This window comes from Bradyrhizobium sp. YCK136, from assembly GCF_044570075.1.
Lineage (GTDB): Bacteria > Pseudomonadota > Alphaproteobacteria > Rhizobiales > Xanthobacteraceae > Bradyrhizobium > Bradyrhizobium diazoefficiens.
The window spans coordinates 5,042,608-5,056,324 of the sequence record NZ_CP172424.1 but is presented as its reverse complement, the minus strand read 5'-3'; the positions used below and the strand labels follow the sequence as shown (position 1 = coordinate 5,056,324).

Sequence of the window (13,717 nt, the reverse complement as noted above, 5' to 3'; positions counted from 1 at the left end):
CCGAACCGCACGCCCTCGCACGCGTTTGCGAGGGCAGTAAGCCCATTCGGACGAACCTCATGGCCGGCGATCCCAACGCACCGCATTTCCCGCGCTCGGCGCCGATCGAGGCCTATGGCAAGGGGGGCTTCGCCTTTGCCGGCATGTCGCATCGGGGATCGCTGCTCTGTCTGCCTGACGCGATCTGGGCCTGGGATGTGACGGACCCCGCGAAGATCGACCGCTATTCGCTGGATCGGGTCTTCGCGGCCGCCAACAGCATCGATACGCTCCTGATTGGCACCGGAACCGGGGTCTGGCTGCCGCCGCCGGCGCTGCGGCAGGCCCTGAAGGCGGTGAGGGTGGTGCTGGACACGATGCAGACCGGCCCGGCCGTGCGCACCTACAACATCATGATCGGCGAACGGCGCCGCGTTGCGGCCGCGCTGATCGCCGTGCCATGAGCAGCGCTGCACCTTCGCCCGATTCCGTCGCCTTCTGCGCCGATCTCGTGCGCAGCCACGATTTTCCGCGCTATGTCGCGACCGTGTTCGCGCCCGCCGCCGAGCGCCGTGCGCTGCTCGCGCTCTATGCCTTCAATGTCGAGATCGTCCGGGTCCGCGACCAGGTGAGCCAGCCCTTGCCCGGCGAGATCCGCCTGCAATGGTGGACCGACATGCTTGCCGGCCATGTCCATGGCAGCGCCGAGGGCAATCCGGTCGCGGCCGAGCTGCTGCGCGCGATCCGCGATTTCGACCTGCCGGTCGAGCCGTTGTCGCTGCTCGCCGACGAGCATCAGTTCGATCTCTACAACGATCCGATGCCGACCATGGCGGCGCTGGAAGGTTATCTGGCCGCGACTTCATCGGCGCTGTTCATGCTCGCGGCACGGATCATGGGGCCGCCGTCGGAGGCGGTCGAGCATCTTGCCCGTCATGCCGGGCTGGCGCAGGGCATCGTGCAGGTCATCGTCAACCTGCCGCGCGATGCCGCACACCGGCAATTGTTCCTGCCGCAGCAGGTGCTGGCGAGCCACAATTGCAACATGGAGGATGTGTTCGCCAGCAGGGAGACGCCCAACCTCCATGCGGTGCTCGAGCAGCTTGCGGGTGAAGCCCGGCAGCATGTGACGACGGCCTCGTCGCTGCTGGCGCAGGTGCCGTCGGCGGTGCGGCCGGCGTTCCTGCCGCTGAGCCAGGCGCAGGCCGACCTCAAGCGCCTGGCGCGTCCGGGACGCAATCCGTTCACGCCGCAGCCTTCGTCGCGGCTGCGCACGCTGTGGACGCTATGGCGGGCTTCACGTTCCGGGGAATTTACCAAATAGCGGTTGGCTTGTCGCCCGAGCCGGGCAAATGCTCTATGCTGTCCCATGGCTGACTTGTCCCAAACCACGTCCTCCGATCTCAGCGGCCTTCCGGTCGCGCCTGGTGACATTCACGCAGCCGCCGAGACTATCCGGGGTGCCGTCGTTGAGACGCCCTGTAGCTACAGCCGCACGCTGAGCAACATCTGCGGCTGTGACATCTGGCTCAAATTCGAGAACCTCCAGTTCACCTCCTCGTTCAAGGAGCGCGGCGCGCTCAACCGCCTCACCGCGCTGACGCCGGAGGAGCGTACGCGCGGCGTCATCGCCATGTCGGCGGGTAACCACGCGCAGGGCGTCGCCTATCACGCCAGGCGGCTCGGCATTCCCGCCACCATCGTGATGCCGGTCGGCACGCCCATGGTGAAGGTCGAGAACACGAAGCACCACGGCGCGGAGGTGGTGGTGACGGGCGCGACGCTGGAGGAGGCGGCCGCGTTTGCGCGCAGCCACGGTGAAGCTCGCGGCATGATCTTCGTCCACCCCTACGACGATCCGCTTGTGATCGCGGGGCAGGGCACCGTCGGGCTGGAGATGTTGAAGGCGGTGCCGGAGCTCGACACGCTGGTTGTCCCGATCGGCGGTGGCGGCCTGATTAGCGGGATCGGCATTGCCGCGAAATCGATCAAGCCATCGCTGCGGATTCTTGGCGTCGAGGCCTGGCTCTATCCCTCGATGTACAACGCCATCCATGACGGCAATCTGCCGGCGCGCGGCGATACGCTCGCCGAGGGCATCGCGGTGAAGTCGCCCGGCAAGATCACGACTGAAATCGTCCGGCGCCTCGTCGACGACATCGCGCTGGTCAACGAGGCCGAGCTCGAGCGCGCGGTCGCGACCCTGATCTCGATCGAGAAGACGGTCGTCGAGGGCGCCGGCGCCGCCGGCCTTGCCGCGCTGATGTCCGACCCGTCCCGCTTTGCCGGCCAGAAGGTCGGCCTGGTGCTGAGCGGCGGCAATATCGACACGCGGTTGATCGCTTCCGTCCTGACCCGCGAACTGGCGCGCGAGGGACGGCTGACCCAGTTGTCCCTCGACATTCCTGACCGGCCCGGGCAGCTGGCGGCGGTGGCTGCGCTGCTGGCCGAGGCTGGCGCCAACATCATCGAGGTATCGCATCAGCGGACCTTCTCCGACCTGCCGGCCAAGGCGACGCTGCTGCAACTCGTGATCGAGACCCGCGACAGCGCCCATCTCGACGAGGTCATGGCGAGGCTTAGTGCATCCGGATTGAGCGCGCGCTGTACCTGAGCGGCGCGGCCGTCCCGCTATCGCGGCGTCAGGCCTGCGAGGTGGCCGATCAGCCGGTCGATCTCGGCTTCGGTGTTGTAGTAATGCGGGGAGGCGCGCACGAGCGGTGGCAACGCCCGGATCTCGGCGTCGATGCGGGTGCTCGACGGATGTGAAGCACCGATGGTGATGCCGGCGGCAGCGGCACCACTGACAATCGCGTCCGCCTCATACCCGTCCATCGTGAAGCTGACGATGGCGCCTGGTGTGCGTCCGAGGTCGCGAATGGTGATGCCGCGAACGGAAGCGAGGCCGCCCCGAAGGCGGTCCGCTAGCAGGCGGCAGCGCTGCTCGATAGGACCCATGCCGATAGCGAGCGCGTAATCGACGGCAGCGCCGAGCCCGAGCCGCGCTGCGTAGTTGTTCTCCCAGGTCTCGAAACGGCGCGCATCGTCACGGAGCCGATATTCATCGCGCGAGACCCAGGGCGCCGCGAAGTGATCGATCATCGGCGGCTCGAGCCGTTGCAGCAGAGCTCGGCGAACGTAGAGAAACCCGGTGCCGCGCGGGCCACGCAGGAATTTGCGGCCCGTGGCCGACAGCATGTCACAGCCGATGGCTTCGACGTCGACGGCCATCTGGCCGACCGCCTGGCAGGCGTCGAGCAGATAAGGAATGCCGTGCGCCCGTGCGATCTTGCCGACGGCCGCTGCGGGATTGACCGGAATCCAGGTGATGGCGATGAGCTTCACGCGCTCGTCGATCATGCGTTCGAGCGCGTGGATGTCGAGCTCGCCGCTGGCATTGCTCGGCACGACCTCGATAACCGCGCCCGTTCTCCTGGCGACCTGAAGAAACGCGACATAGTTGGCGGCGTATTCGGCCTCGGCGGTCAGGATGCGATCGCCCTTGCGAAACGCAAGCGCATAGAACGCCATCTGCCAGGCGACCGTCGCGTTCTCCAGAAGCGCGATCTCATCGGGCGCGGCATTCAGCAGGCGGCCTACCGAGCCGTAGACTGAGTAAAGCCGGCTCGCCTCGCGGTCGGCGGCGGCATAGCCCCCGATCTCGCTCTCGAGGTCGATATGCTCCTTCATCGCCGCGACGACGGGCGTCGGCATGAGCGCCGCGCCTGCGTTGTGCAGATAGGCGATCCGCTCAGCGGCCGGTGTGTCGATGCGTATTTGGTCGATGTCGATCAAACGGGGCTCTCGCGCTTTGGCCGCGTCAATGCGGCATCTGTTCGAACTGCGGCAGGTGGAGCGGGGTATTCCACGACAGGCGACGTTTGGTGAACATCTCGAGCTTCGGTGCGACCAGGTCGGGCCGGTCGAGGCTTCCCAACTGAACGAAGACCGTTTTGGGGAAGCTGTCGAGGTTCGAGGTGAACACCCGCGAGCCGCATTCGGGGCAGAAGTTGCGGTCGAGGCCTTTGCCGGAGTTCGCGACGTAGTGAAAGGCCTTCGGCTTGCCGCTGAGCAGCGTGAAGTCATCCTCCGGCACGGCAAAGAAAGTTGCCATCTCGCCGCCCGAGGCGCGCTTGCAGTCGTTGCAATGACAATTGGCGATGAAGGACGGATCGGTGTCGAATTCGAACTTGATGGCGCCACAGGCGCATTGAGCGGTGTATTTTTTGGCCATTGATCGCCTCGAATTGGTCCAAGACAGCGGCATGGCATATTGGCCGGCCGGAGGAGCGCACGCAACAGTGGTTGCCGCGCAGCGTGTCGTCTCAGATGCAGAGGCTGAGCAGCTTGATGTGGCACTCGCTGGATTTTGGCTTCTTCGCGGGCGCGGCCTCGCGCTTCACGGCAACCAGAGGCTCCCCGTCCTTCTTGCCTTTGCCTTTGCCCTTGCCCTTCGGCTCGTAGTCGCCTGCGATCACCATGGCCCAATAGGTTCGCTTGCCGCTGGCATTCTTGGCGCTGGCGATGCCGACGCGGGAGGCGTTGTGCAGCAACAGGTTCTTACGGTGTCCGGACGAGTCGATCCACTGTCCGAGCGTCTTCTCGAAATTGTCGTAGCCATAGGCGATGTTCTCGGCGGCGCGCCCCGCGCCGGCCGGTGCGACGCGGCGGTTGAACGGTCCGAGAGCGTCGTGGCTGAGGTCGTCCTTCGCCGCCATCGCGCGCGCCTGGTCCATGGCGATGCGGTCGAGGGTTGAATCGCGGACGACGCGAGCTTCACCGTGCTTGAGGCGGAAGCTGGAGATCAGCTCGGCCGGGGTTTCGGCCATTGCGGGCGTCGCTGCCAACAGCAGAAGGCCGGCGATCATGCCGCCGACCACGCGATGCCTCATCGTCCCCCGAGTGCTCATGACCCCGCCACGCCTGCGTTATCCGACTGCTTCTCTATCGCCAATGTGGACGCTTCAAGGCGCATTGCTTCCGTCAGCCCGCGGGCAGGTCCGCCTCGAAATTGAAGCGGTCGCGCAGGTTTTTGCGCTGCTCCAGAATGTCCTTGAGGAAAGCGCGGTCCTGGTCGTTCTTCATCATCGGCTCGATCAGGTCGAGCTGGTTCATGGCGACCAGTTGCAGGATCTCGGTGCGCGGCTGGCCACTGGTGTCGCGCGGCAGTGCATGCACCACCTGGATGTGTTCCGGCGGTTTCGGACCCTTGGCGGCCGTGAGCTCGTTGCGGATCTGGCCTTCGAGCGTGGCCTGATCGGCTTCGACGAAGGCATAGAGCCCGACGCCGGAGCGGCGGTCGGCAAAGGCGACGATGGCGGTGTCGCGCACGGCGGGATTCTTGCGGATCAGCTCCGCCAGCACCGGCGCGTCGTTGACGAGGCGGCGCCCACCGCCCTCGCGATCGGTGAAATTGAACAGGCCGCGCGTGATCGCCCGGTAGACTTTCTTGCCGGTGGCGAGCCACAGGCTTGCGGCGAACGACTTCTTCGCCAGGATCTTGCGCTCGCGCGGTGTCAGCGCTTCGGGCGCGTAGGAGCGCTTGTGCTTGAGCAGGTGCCGGAGGTCTTCATAAGCGAGGATGCGATAGAGCCGGCCGCGGCGCGCAAAGCAGGCGGCGAGCTGGAAGTCGGTCACATAGGCGCGGCCGTCGCGGCCGACCAGCCAGTTCTGCTCCTTGGCAAGATCGTTGTGGCAGATGCCGGCGCGGCGCAGCCGGCGCAGTGCCGCCTTGGCCGAGCGGAAATAGGCGAGGTCGCCATGCGGTTTTGCCAGATGCAGTGCGACTCCGTCGACGAAGCCGCGCGCCAGCGCCCGGCGTCCGGCCCACAGCAGTTCGGGACCGACGTTCAGGCCCTTGGCGAGGGCGAGCGCATGCTTCTCGCGCGCGAACAGATGACGGGCCAGCAGGAACGACCACCACGGCACCTCGTCGAGCCGGCGCAGCACGGCATCGACCTCGCCGGTGTCGGCACGAAAGCGGCCGCGCTCGACGGTCGAGAACACGTCGCGCTTGAGCAGCACGCCCTCGGTCCAGCGCGCCGAGAGCGTCGCGGCGTCGTCTTTGGGGAGGCTCATCGACAACTCACGCTGCTGCGGCGATGCGCAGGTGATCGGCGATCCAGCGATCGAGATCGGCAAGCGCCAGTGCGCTCATCGCCTGCTTCTTGGCCACCGTCTTCTCGTTGCCGCGCAGGCGCGTGCCGTCGGGCTTTTTCGTCGGAGCGCTTGCAAGCGGCGGGAACAGGCCGAAATTGATGTTCATCGGCTGGAAGGAGCGCGTGCCGGGCTCGATGGTCTCGATATGGCCGCCAGTGATGTGGCCGAGCAGCGATCCCAGCGCGGTCGTAGCAGGCGGGCTCGCCAGCGTCTCGCCGCGGGCATCGGCTGCTGCGTAAAGGCCGGCGATCAGGCCGACGCTGGCCGACTCCACATAGCCCTCGCAGCCCGTCATCTGGCCGGCAAAGCGCAGCCGCGGCTGCGCGCGCAGCCGCAACTGGCCGTCGAGCAGCTTTGGCGAGTTGAGGAAGGTGTTGCGATGCAGGCCGCCGAGGCGGGCGAACTCGGCCTTCTCCAGCCCGGGAATGGTGCGGAAGATGCGCTGCTGTTCGCCGTATTTCAGCTTCGTCTGGAAGCCGACGATGTTGTAGAGCGTGCCGAGCTTGTTGTCCTGGCGCAGCTGCACGATCGCGTAGGCCTTCGTTGTCGGATCGTGCGGATTGGTGAGGCCGACCGGCTTCATCGGGCCATGGCGCAGCGTCTCGGGGCCGCGTTCCGCCATCACCTCGATCGGCAGGCAGCCGTCGAAATAGGGCGTGTTGGTCTCCCACTCCTTGAACTCGGTCTTCTCGCCGGCGATCAGCGCCGCGACGAAGCCGTCATACTGCTCCTTGGTCATCGGGCAGTTGATGTAGTCGGCGCCGTTGCCGCCGGGGCCGACCTTGTCATAGCGCGACTGGAACCAGGCCACCGACATGTCGATGGATTCGCGGTGCACGATCGGCGCGATCGCGTCGAAGAAGGCGAGCGCGTTCTCGTCGGTCAGTTCGCGGATGGCATCGGCCAGCGGTGCGGAGGTGAGGGGCCCGGTCGCAACGATGACGTTGCCCCAGTCGGCCGGCGGAAGGCCTGCGATCTCGCCACGGGCGATCTCGATCAGGGGGTGGTCGTTCAGCGCCTTGGTGACGGCCGCCGAAAAACCGTCGCGATCGACCGCCAGCGCACCGCCGGCGGGAACCTGGTTGGCATCGGCCGCGCGCATGATCAGCGAACCGAGGCGGCGCATCTCCGCATGGAGCAGGCCGACGGCGTTGTTGGCGGCGTCGTCCGAGCGGAACGAATTGGAGCAGACGAGCTCGGCGAGCCCGTCGGTGCGGTGCGCCTCGGTCATGCGGTCCGGCCGCATCTCGTGCAGCATCACGGGCACGCCGGCTTTGGCGACCTGCCAGGCTGCCTCCGAGCCGGCAAGGCCCGCGCCGATCACATGCGCAATATTGGAATGGGGTCCTGTCATGGGGCGGACAGGTAGCGCTTTTCGGCGGTCAGTGGAATCGCCGAGATCGAGTTTTCTGCCATCAGAAACGACAACGCCCGCACGAGGCGGGCGCTATCGGTTCGTCCGGTGAAGGGCTGAAGGATATCAGCCCTGATACTGGCCGGCGGCAACGCGCGGGATGTCCGAGCGATCAAGGCCGATGTCGGCCAGTTCGCGATCGCTGAGCTGGGACAGCTCGGCAACATTGCGCTGATAGTCCCGGAAGGCCTGGATCATGCGGATGAGCGAGAGCAGCATTGGTAGTCTCCTGTAGTTCGATTCAGCCCTTGCCCGGGCGTCATCGTTGAAATGAATATAGGTGAGAGTGGTGCACTGCGAAAGTTCCGATGTTGCGATGCAGCTAAGCGAAGGACGCATGGCATCGGTAAGGGGCGATTAACCTCTTGGCAGTCCCGCCCAAGAGCTGGGCGCCAGCCGTTGTAGATTGCAATAAATCTCCGTGAGATCAGGGGTTTATGCCGACCCCTGCGGTTCCCGTGATGATCGAAATATGTTGCATTCCCGTGACCAGCAAGGCGATGCGGCAGCTTGTAAGCCCAAGTCCCGCATGCGCGAATCGCATGAAGCGAGATGATGTAGAAATGAATAAATATTCATATCATCTGTGGATTACGCCGGCCTGACGGAGTCCGCCGACGCCGGGGGATGGGAGCGGCGATTCGCTCGATCCTGCCCCACTGGAGCCGCCGAACGGCTTGCGGCGAAGCCGGATATCGAGCGCCGGTCGCCCGGGAGCCGAGCGCGTTCGTCGTTGATGCGGTGCACACACGCCAAGGGTGTGTGCGCTTGATTACAAGGTTGTAGTGAAAATCAGAATTTCCGCATGCGGCTCTGCGCGGCGCGCAACATCACGCAATTCTCGCGGGGAATTTATTGCGGCAAGTTGCCGCGTCGGCAGCAAAGTCGTGTCGCAGATTCCGGCAATGTCGCTGGGTCTGTCCCAAGAAGAAGAGAAGGAAAGTAACATCATGACGAAGTTACTCGGGGTTATCGCCATTGCCGCCGTCGCATTCGCCGTCGCGCCGGCCCAGGCCGCCAAGCACGCCATGGGCGGCTGCAGCGGATCCAATCTGGAGAAGACGGAGACCGCGATCGAGAACATGGCCGACGGCGACAGCAAGTTCGTCGCGCAGAAGGAGATCGCGGCGGCGCAGGACTCGCTGCTCAACGGAAAAATGGGTGCGTGCGGCGCGCATCTGAACAAGGCGATGCACGCCACCATGGGCAAGTAAACGGCTTCAAGAGAGGGCCGGTCGCCGGGCGATCGGCCCTACGCTTTCATGCAGGGGACCTTAAGGGGCGCGCGCGAGCTGGGTGGCGAAATAGGCGACGGTCTTGGAATAGACCTCGCTCTTGTTCCACTGCTGTAGCACCGCGAAATTCGGGCTTCCCGGCTGCCAGTCCTTGCCACGCTGCCAGCCATAGCCGGCGAGATAATTGGCGGTGGAGGCGAGCACGTCGGGCGCGCTGTGCAGGAGATCGCGCTTGCCGTTGCCGTCGAAATCGACGGCGTATTTCATCCAGGACGAGGGCATGAACTGGGTCTGGCCGAGTTCGCCCGCCCAGGCGCCCTTCATGTCGGCGGGTGCAAGATCGCCGCGCTGGACGATGCGCAGCGCATCCATCAGCTCGCCGCGGAACTGCTCGGCGCGCCGGCAGTCATAAGCCAGCGTCGCCAGCGAGCGGATGGTTGCGAACTTGCCGGTGTTGACGCCGAAATCGGTCTCCAGACCCCAGATCGCGACCAGCACCTCTCCTGGCACGCCGTAGGTCTGCTCGATGCGGGACAGCACCGAGCCGTACTGCTTCATCATGTTGGAACCGCGCGTCATGCGCGGCGGCACCATGCGGCCGGAAAACTCCTCGAAGGTCTGGGTGAAGACCTTTTGCGAGCGGTCGCGGTTGAGCACGCTCTGATCGAGCGTCACGCCGGCGAGCCCGGCGGCAATGGCCTGCTGTGAGATGCCTTTGGCCGCGGCGTCGGTCTTGAAGTCAGCAAGCCATGCGTCGAAATTGCCCGAGCCGCAGGCAACGGCGGCGAGCGCTGGCTGGGCGGAGAGGATTGACGTGGTGAGGGCTAAGGCTGCGAGAGCGAGACGAGAAATCGTCGGGGTCATCAGATGAAATGGATTCCGTGAAGTGATCTGACTGGCGAGGTGCAATCTCGGTCGGAACCGCGGCCAAAGCAAGGCGCATGACGGGGGCCGGTCCCGCCCGGAGCCGGGCAGGACCGGATGTCACGAGATCGTTAGGCGTCTGTCCGATTCCGCCACGGGAAGAGGTTGGCGGGGAAGTCGGCGGCGGGCTTGCGCGGACGATGCGGCGGAGGCGGCACAGGCCGGGCACCGGGATCGGAAACGATCACCTTGCGGTAGAGATGCCAGGTGGCATGGCCGAGCAGGGGGATCACCACGGCGAGGCCGAGGAACGCCGGGATCGTGCCGAGCGCCAGCAGCACCGCCACGATCAGGCCCCAGGCCGCCATCGGCACCGGGTTCCTGGCGACAACGCGCAGCGAGGTGACCATGGCATCGAACGCGCCGGCATGGCGGTCGAGCATCAGGGGGAACGACACGGCGCTGATGCAGAGCGCGGCGAGCGCGAACAGGAAGCCGGTGCCGCAGCCGACCACGATCAGCCACCAGCCCTGCCGGGTCGTCAGCACGCGCGTAATGAAGTCCGAGATCCCGGTCACGCCCTCATAGCCGAAGGCTGCGACATAAATCGCCTGTGCGGTTGCAACCCAGTTCACGAACAGGGCGAGCAGCAATGTGCCAAGACCGAGCATGGCCCCGAACGAAGGCGAGCGCAGCACCTCCATGGCATCCCAGGCGCTGGCCTCTTCATGGCGTTCGCGCCGGCTCGAGAGCTCGTAGAGACCCAAGGCAGCGAACGGCCCGATCAACGCGAAGCCCGCAGCTAGCGGAAACAACAGCGGCAGCACCGAATAGCCCATCACCACGCGGGCGAGCACGAGGCCCAGCACCGGGTAGATCACGCAGAGAATAATGGCGTGGCTCGGAACCGCCTTGAAATCCTCCCAGCCGCGCCTCAGCGCGTCATGCAGGTCGGACAGTTGGATCGTCCGGATGATTGGTCCCGCCGCATCAGCGGGCGGGGCCATTGTGGGGACATTGCCCTGGTAAAGTGTGGCCATGGTCGCTAGCTCCCTTGCCATGCGGCCGCATCCGGCGCCGGCAAACGGCGCAAGCGGCCGCTCTTCTTGGATGATCGCGATCCCAACCAGGCGCGAATTCCGGAAGGCATCGCGAGCTGAACAGAAACCGTACTCTCAATTCCGAGTCCTGTCCCTCACGCTTGGGTGAGATTCGATGCCGCACCGCAACCTCGACGATGTCATTCGGCCGTCATTTCGCCGCAGATAAGCTGATGCTGGTTGTCGGTTCGCATGATCCGCGGGCGCAACGCAGAAACTTCGTCTATAAGTGCCACTCAAGGCCCTTCCAACGGACACTTTTCGGGGAGAAGACATGAGCATTTTCGGGAAAATCATGAGCGCGATCTTCGGTAGCCAACCGGCTTCCGCCGCGCCTGCCGGTGGCGCAGCGCCGGCCGGTGCCCCCGCAGGGGCCGCGCCGGGCGCATCGGCGCCGGCAGCCGCGCCCATGGCGTCCGTCGACGTCGCCGCCATCGTCGACAAGGCGGTCGCCGCGCACAAGGGCGAGAAGCTGGAATGGCGCACCTCGATCGTCGATCTCATGAAGGCGCTCGACATCGACTCGAGCCTCGCCGCGCGCAAGGATCTCGCCCGGGAGCTCGGCTACAGCGGCGACACCAACGATTCCGCGAGCATGAACGTCTGGCTGCACAAGCAGGTGATGTCCAAGCTCGCTGCCAATGGCGGCAAGCTGCCGCCTGAGATCAAGCACTGACCGATCGCTCGGACGCAGCCAAGGGCCCGCGAGATCGCGGGCTCATTTGCGTTCAGGCAACGAGGTCCGCGTCCTCCGGATGCTTGTCGAGATAGTCGACGACGAAGCCGCAGCCGGCGATCACCTTCCTGCCGTCGCGGCGGATCAGATCCAGCGCGCCCTTGACCAGCTCGGAGGCTATGCCGCGGCCGCGCAGCGCGCGCGGCGTCTCGGTATGGGTGATGATCACCGCCGACGGCGTCAGCCGGTAATTGGCGAAGGCGATGTCACTGCCGACATCGAGCTCGAAGCGGCTCCTGTCTTTGTTGTCGCGTACCGATGCCGCCATGCGTAATCCTTCCGAAGCGATGTCTGCGCTCTGATCTAGGCGCCTGAACCCGCCCTTGCCAAGGTGCGACCAAGGGAGGTTGCCGCAGGGGAGATACCCGGAAAATGCGCGTCCCGCTCAGCATCATGGCGTTGCTCGCTGCGCTCGCCTCGACGGCGCCAGCGCCGGCGTCGGCCGAAGGCGGTCCGGCCTGGGACGCCTGCGTCGGATTGACGAGCACGCCGGACGAACGGGTCGCGGCCTGCTCGAGCGTCATTGACACGAAGAGCGAGACCGGCCGCAGGCTCGCCGGCGCCTATTGCAACCGCGGCCATGGCCTCACCGAGAAACGCGAGCTCGATGCCGCGCTGTCCGATCTCGACGAGGCGGTCAGGCTCGATCCGGCCTACGCCTGCGCCTACAACAACCGCGGCCGCGTCTACAGCTTCAAGCGCGACTATGATCGCGCCATCGCCGATTACGACGAGGCTATCAAGCTCGATCCGTCGCTGGCGCTCGCCTACAGCAATCGCGGCGAGTCGCGCTTCAACAAGGGCGACCTCGACGGTGCCATTGCGGATTTTGACGCGGCGATCAAGCGCGATCCCAACTATGCCACCGCCTACGCCAATCGGGGCTTCGTCTACGCCCGCAAGCACGACACGGCGCATGCGCTCGCCGACTACACCATGCGGATCAAGCTTGCGCCCGATCTGCTCGCCTATATCGACCGCGGCAACGTGTATCGCGACAACGAGCAGCTCGACCGCGCCGCCGCCGACTATGGCGAGGCGATCCGCATCGCTCCGACAGATGCGCGCGGCTGGCGCAATCGCGGCATGATCCGTCTCTTCCAGGGCGACAACAAGGGCGGCCTCGCCGACTACGACAAGGCGCTGCAATACGATCCGTCCGACGTGTTCTCATGGAGCAACCGCGGGCAGGCCCGCTTGCGGCTCGGCGACAAGCAGGGCGCGATTGCAGATTTCCGGAAGGCGCTGGAGTTGCGGCCCGGACTGCCCGTCGCGCATGATGCACTGCGAAAGCTTGGGGCGCTGTAGCCGGTGTGAATTCTTGACCCGTTGGACGTCACGTGGCGACCGCAAAAAATCCTCAGTGTCGCTCTTGCAAGTTCCACCGCGGTTCCCACGTCCTTGAGAGGACATACGCCCGAATGCGGCCGGCACGGTCGCTAGACATTCGGAGTGTCGTGATCGCCAGCCGCAGACGTATGCCTCTTTTGCAGGAGGTTACGATGTCGGACTTTGGTTTCTTGAATACTCATCGAACATGGGAAGACTGGTGCGGGATGCTGCTCGGTGCGCTGATCGCTGCGTCGCCGTGGTTCCCAATCCAGGATAGCTCGGGGATTGCCGGACACGACACGATGGTCCTGAACACGGTCGCAGTCGGCCTCGTCGTATTTGGCCTCAGCCAGCTCGAATATGTCGCCTTGCAGCGCTGGCAGGAGGTGGCGACCATCCTGGTCGGGCTGTGGCTCATTGTCTCGCCCCTGGTGCTTGGCTATTCCGGCGAAGGTTTTCTCCGGATCTACCACACCAGTCTGGGCGCAGTGGCGGTGATCCTCGGCGTACTCCAGTTGTGGCAGGACTGGGACATGAGTGACCAGGATTTGCTGAAGCATGGGCAATAGGCTGCGGATTTCGGCAGGCCCGCCGCGCGATCGGTGGGCCTGCGCTCGCTCATCTCTTCACCAGATCCGCATAGTCCGGGTGCTTCTCGATCCACGCCTTCACGAACGGGCATTGCGGGATCAGCTTCAAGCCGGCGGCGCGGACCTGATCGAGCGCGCCTTGCACTAGTTTTGAGCCGACGCCCTTGCCGCCCAGCTCCTTCGGTACGTCCGTGTGCTCGAACGTGATGACGTTGCCGTCGAGCTTGTAATGTTCGGTCGCAAGATATCCCTCCACCTCCAGCTCGAAACGGTGATGGGCCTTGTTGTCGATGACGTCGCTCATGTCG

The 13,717-nt window shown here is 65.2% G+C and carries 17 protein-coding genes; 7 read left to right on the top strand and 10 right to left on the bottom strand.

Annotation, left to right across the window (positions count from 1 at the left end; all coding sequences use genetic code 11):
- The first annotated feature begins 59 nt into the window (after positions 1-59).
- The 3 genes from ACFLEY_RS24735 to ACFLEY_RS24725 are packed head-to-tail and all read left to right on the top strand — an operon-like array spanning position 60 to position 2,593.
- The gene (locus tag ACFLEY_RS24735) at positions 60-443 is read left to right on the top strand and encodes an Mth938-like domain-containing protein (protein WP_011087501.1); all 384 of its coding nucleotides are present in this window, start codon (positions 60-62) and stop codon (positions 441-443) included.
- Entirely contained in the window at positions 440-1,303 is an 864-nt protein-coding gene (locus tag ACFLEY_RS24730) for a phytoene/squalene synthase family protein (protein WP_060912312.1), read from the top strand. Before ACFLEY_RS24735 ends, ACFLEY_RS24730 begins: the two co-directional genes overlap by 4 nt.
- Positions 1,304-1,348: 45 nt before the next feature.
- Positions 1,349-2,593 (top strand): threonine ammonia-lyase, encoded by a 1,245-nt coding sequence (locus ACFLEY_RS24725; protein ID WP_060912311.1) that lies wholly within the window; start codon positions 1,349-1,351, stop codon positions 2,591-2,593.
- A 17-nt stretch (positions 2,594-2,610) separates the two neighbouring features.
- On the opposite strand, the gene ACFLEY_RS24720 is transcribed toward ACFLEY_RS24725, so the two are convergent.
- The 6 genes from ACFLEY_RS24720 to ACFLEY_RS24695 all read right to left on the bottom strand — a co-directional run bounded on the left by ACFLEY_RS24720 (position 2,611) and on the right by ACFLEY_RS24695 (position 7,771).
- Positions 2,611-3,774: an aminotransferase class V-fold PLP-dependent enzyme gene (locus tag ACFLEY_RS24720; RefSeq protein WP_060912310.1), complete on the bottom strand. Its 1,164-nt coding sequence runs from the start codon at positions 3,772-3,774 to the stop codon at positions 2,611-2,613.
- 25 nt (positions 3,775-3,799) lie between these two features.
- Positions 3,800-4,213, bottom strand: a complete 414-nt coding sequence (locus tag ACFLEY_RS24715; RefSeq protein WP_060912309.1) for a GFA family protein — start codon at positions 4,211-4,213, stop codon at positions 3,800-3,802.
- A gap of 91 nt (positions 4,214-4,304) precedes the next feature.
- Positions 4,305-4,889, bottom strand: a complete 585-nt coding sequence (locus ACFLEY_RS24710) for a CAP domain-containing protein (protein WP_060912308.1) — start codon at positions 4,887-4,889, stop codon at positions 4,305-4,307.
- A gap of 73 nt (positions 4,890-4,962) precedes the next feature.
- Entirely contained in the window at positions 4,963-6,057 is a 1,095-nt protein-coding gene (locus tag ACFLEY_RS24705; RefSeq protein WP_060913103.1) for a serine/threonine protein kinase, read from the bottom strand.
- A 7-nt stretch (positions 6,058-6,064) separates the two neighbouring features.
- On the bottom strand, positions 6,065-7,492 hold the full coding sequence (gene trmFO, locus ACFLEY_RS24700) for a methylenetetrahydrofolate--tRNA-(uracil(54)-C(5))-methyltransferase (FADH(2)-oxidizing) TrmFO (RefSeq protein WP_060912307.1): 1,428 nt from the start codon (positions 7,490-7,492) through the stop codon (positions 6,065-6,067).
- Between the two features lie 126 nt (positions 7,493-7,618).
- On the bottom strand, positions 7,619-7,771 hold the full coding sequence (locus tag ACFLEY_RS24695; RefSeq protein WP_007590701.1) for a DUF1127 domain-containing protein: 153 nt from the start codon (positions 7,769-7,771) through the stop codon (positions 7,619-7,621).
- A 668-nt stretch (positions 7,772-8,439) separates the two neighbouring features.
- On the opposite strand from ACFLEY_RS24695, the gene ACFLEY_RS24690 reads away from it, so the two are divergent.
- On the top strand, positions 8,440-8,766 hold the full coding sequence (locus ACFLEY_RS24690) for a hypothetical protein (protein ID WP_028171858.1): 327 nt from the start codon (positions 8,440-8,442) through the stop codon (positions 8,764-8,766).
- A gap of 60 nt (positions 8,767-8,826) precedes the next feature.
- Here ACFLEY_RS24690 and ACFLEY_RS24685 read toward each other — a convergent pair whose 3' ends face one another.
- Both ACFLEY_RS24685 and ACFLEY_RS24680 read right to left on the bottom strand, forming a co-directional pair.
- Positions 8,827-9,651 (bottom strand): lytic murein transglycosylase, encoded by an 825-nt coding sequence (locus tag ACFLEY_RS24685; RefSeq protein WP_396604231.1) that lies wholly within the window; start codon positions 9,649-9,651, stop codon positions 8,827-8,829.
- Positions 9,652-9,782: 131 nt separating this feature from the next.
- On the bottom strand, positions 9,783-10,691 hold the full coding sequence (locus tag ACFLEY_RS24680; protein ID WP_396604230.1) for a DUF2189 domain-containing protein: 909 nt from the start codon (positions 10,689-10,691) through the stop codon (positions 9,783-9,785).
- A 334-nt stretch (positions 10,692-11,025) separates the two neighbouring features.
- Between ACFLEY_RS24680 and ACFLEY_RS24675 the strand changes: the two genes are divergently transcribed.
- Positions 11,026-11,427 carry a DUF3597 domain-containing protein gene (locus tag ACFLEY_RS24675; protein ID WP_028171860.1) on the top strand — a complete coding sequence of 134 codons (402 nt, stop codon included), beginning with the start codon at positions 11,026-11,028 and terminating at the stop codon, positions 11,425-11,427.
- Between the two features lie 52 nt (positions 11,428-11,479).
- Here ACFLEY_RS24675 and ACFLEY_RS24670 read toward each other — a convergent pair whose 3' ends face one another.
- On the bottom strand, positions 11,480-11,755 hold the full coding sequence (locus tag ACFLEY_RS24670) for a GNAT family N-acetyltransferase (RefSeq protein ID WP_011087489.1): 276 nt from the start codon (positions 11,753-11,755) through the stop codon (positions 11,480-11,482).
- Between the two features lie 104 nt (positions 11,756-11,859).
- Between ACFLEY_RS24670 and ACFLEY_RS24665 the strand changes: the two genes are divergently transcribed.
- Together ACFLEY_RS24665 and ACFLEY_RS24660 are read left to right on the top strand one after the other, a co-directional pair.
- Positions 11,860-12,795, top strand: a complete 936-nt coding sequence (locus ACFLEY_RS24665; RefSeq protein ID WP_028171862.1) for a tetratricopeptide repeat protein — start codon at positions 11,860-11,862, stop codon at positions 12,793-12,795.
- Positions 12,796-12,989: 194 nt separating this feature from the next.
- Entirely contained in the window at positions 12,990-13,388 is a 399-nt protein-coding gene (locus tag ACFLEY_RS24660) for an SPW repeat protein (protein WP_038967269.1), read from the top strand.
- Positions 13,389-13,437: 49 nt separating this feature from the next.
- Here the strand turns inward: ACFLEY_RS24660 and ACFLEY_RS24655 are convergent, their stop codons facing one another.
- On the bottom strand, positions 13,438-13,713 hold the full coding sequence (locus tag ACFLEY_RS24655) for a GNAT family N-acetyltransferase (RefSeq protein WP_028171864.1): 276 nt from the start codon (positions 13,711-13,713) through the stop codon (positions 13,438-13,440).
- Between the last annotated feature and the right edge of the window lie 4 nt (positions 13,714-13,717).

Bases quoted from the DNA above. Each gene is read 5' to 3' on its own strand.
- ACFLEY_RS24735 (WP_011087501.1), top strand. From the start codon at position 60: ATGGCCGGCGATCCCAACGCACCGCATTTCCCGCGCTCGGCGCCGATC.
- ACFLEY_RS24730 (WP_060912312.1), top strand. From the start codon at position 440: ATGAGCAGCGCTGCACCTTCGCCCGATTCCGTCGCCTTCTGCGCCGAT.
- ACFLEY_RS24725 (WP_060912311.1), top strand. From the start codon at position 1,349: ATGGCTGACTTGTCCCAAACCACGTCCTCCGATCTCAGCGGCCTTCCG.
- ACFLEY_RS24715 (WP_060912309.1), bottom strand. From the start codon at position 4,213: ATGGCCAAAAAATACACCGCTCAATGCGCCTGTGGCGCCATCAAGTTC.
- ACFLEY_RS24710 (WP_060912308.1), bottom strand. From the start codon at position 4,889: ATGAGCACTCGGGGGACGATGAGGCATCGCGTGGTCGGCGGCATGATC.
- ACFLEY_RS24705 (WP_060913103.1), bottom strand. From the start codon at position 6,057: ATGAGCCTCCCCAAAGACGACGCCGCGACGCTCTCGGCGCGCTGGACC.
- trmFO (WP_060912307.1), bottom strand. From the start codon at position 7,492: ATGACAGGACCCCATTCCAATATTGCGCATGTGATCGGCGCGGGCCTT.
- ACFLEY_RS24695 (WP_007590701.1), bottom strand. From the start codon at position 7,771: ATGCTGCTCTCGCTCATCCGCATGATCCAGGCCTTCCGGGACTATCAG.
- ACFLEY_RS24685 (WP_396604231.1), bottom strand. From the start codon at position 9,651: ATGACCCCGACGATTTCTCGTCTCGCTCTCGCAGCCTTAGCCCTCACC.
- ACFLEY_RS24680 (WP_396604230.1), bottom strand. From the start codon at position 10,691: ATGGCCACACTTTACCAGGGCAATGTCCCCACAATGGCCCCGCCCGCT.
- ACFLEY_RS24675 (WP_028171860.1), top strand. From the start codon at position 11,026: ATGAGCATTTTCGGGAAAATCATGAGCGCGATCTTCGGTAGCCAACCG.
- ACFLEY_RS24670 (WP_011087489.1), bottom strand. From the start codon at position 11,755: ATGGCGGCATCGGTACGCGACAACAAAGACAGGAGCCGCTTCGAGCTC.
- ACFLEY_RS24665 (WP_028171862.1), top strand. From the start codon at position 11,860: ATGCGCGTCCCGCTCAGCATCATGGCGTTGCTCGCTGCGCTCGCCTCG.
- ACFLEY_RS24660 (WP_038967269.1), top strand. From the start codon at position 12,990: ATGTCGGACTTTGGTTTCTTGAATACTCATCGAACATGGGAAGACTGG.
- ACFLEY_RS24655 (WP_028171864.1), bottom strand. From the start codon at position 13,713: ATGAGCGACGTCATCGACAACAAGGCCCATCACCGTTTCGAGCTGGAG.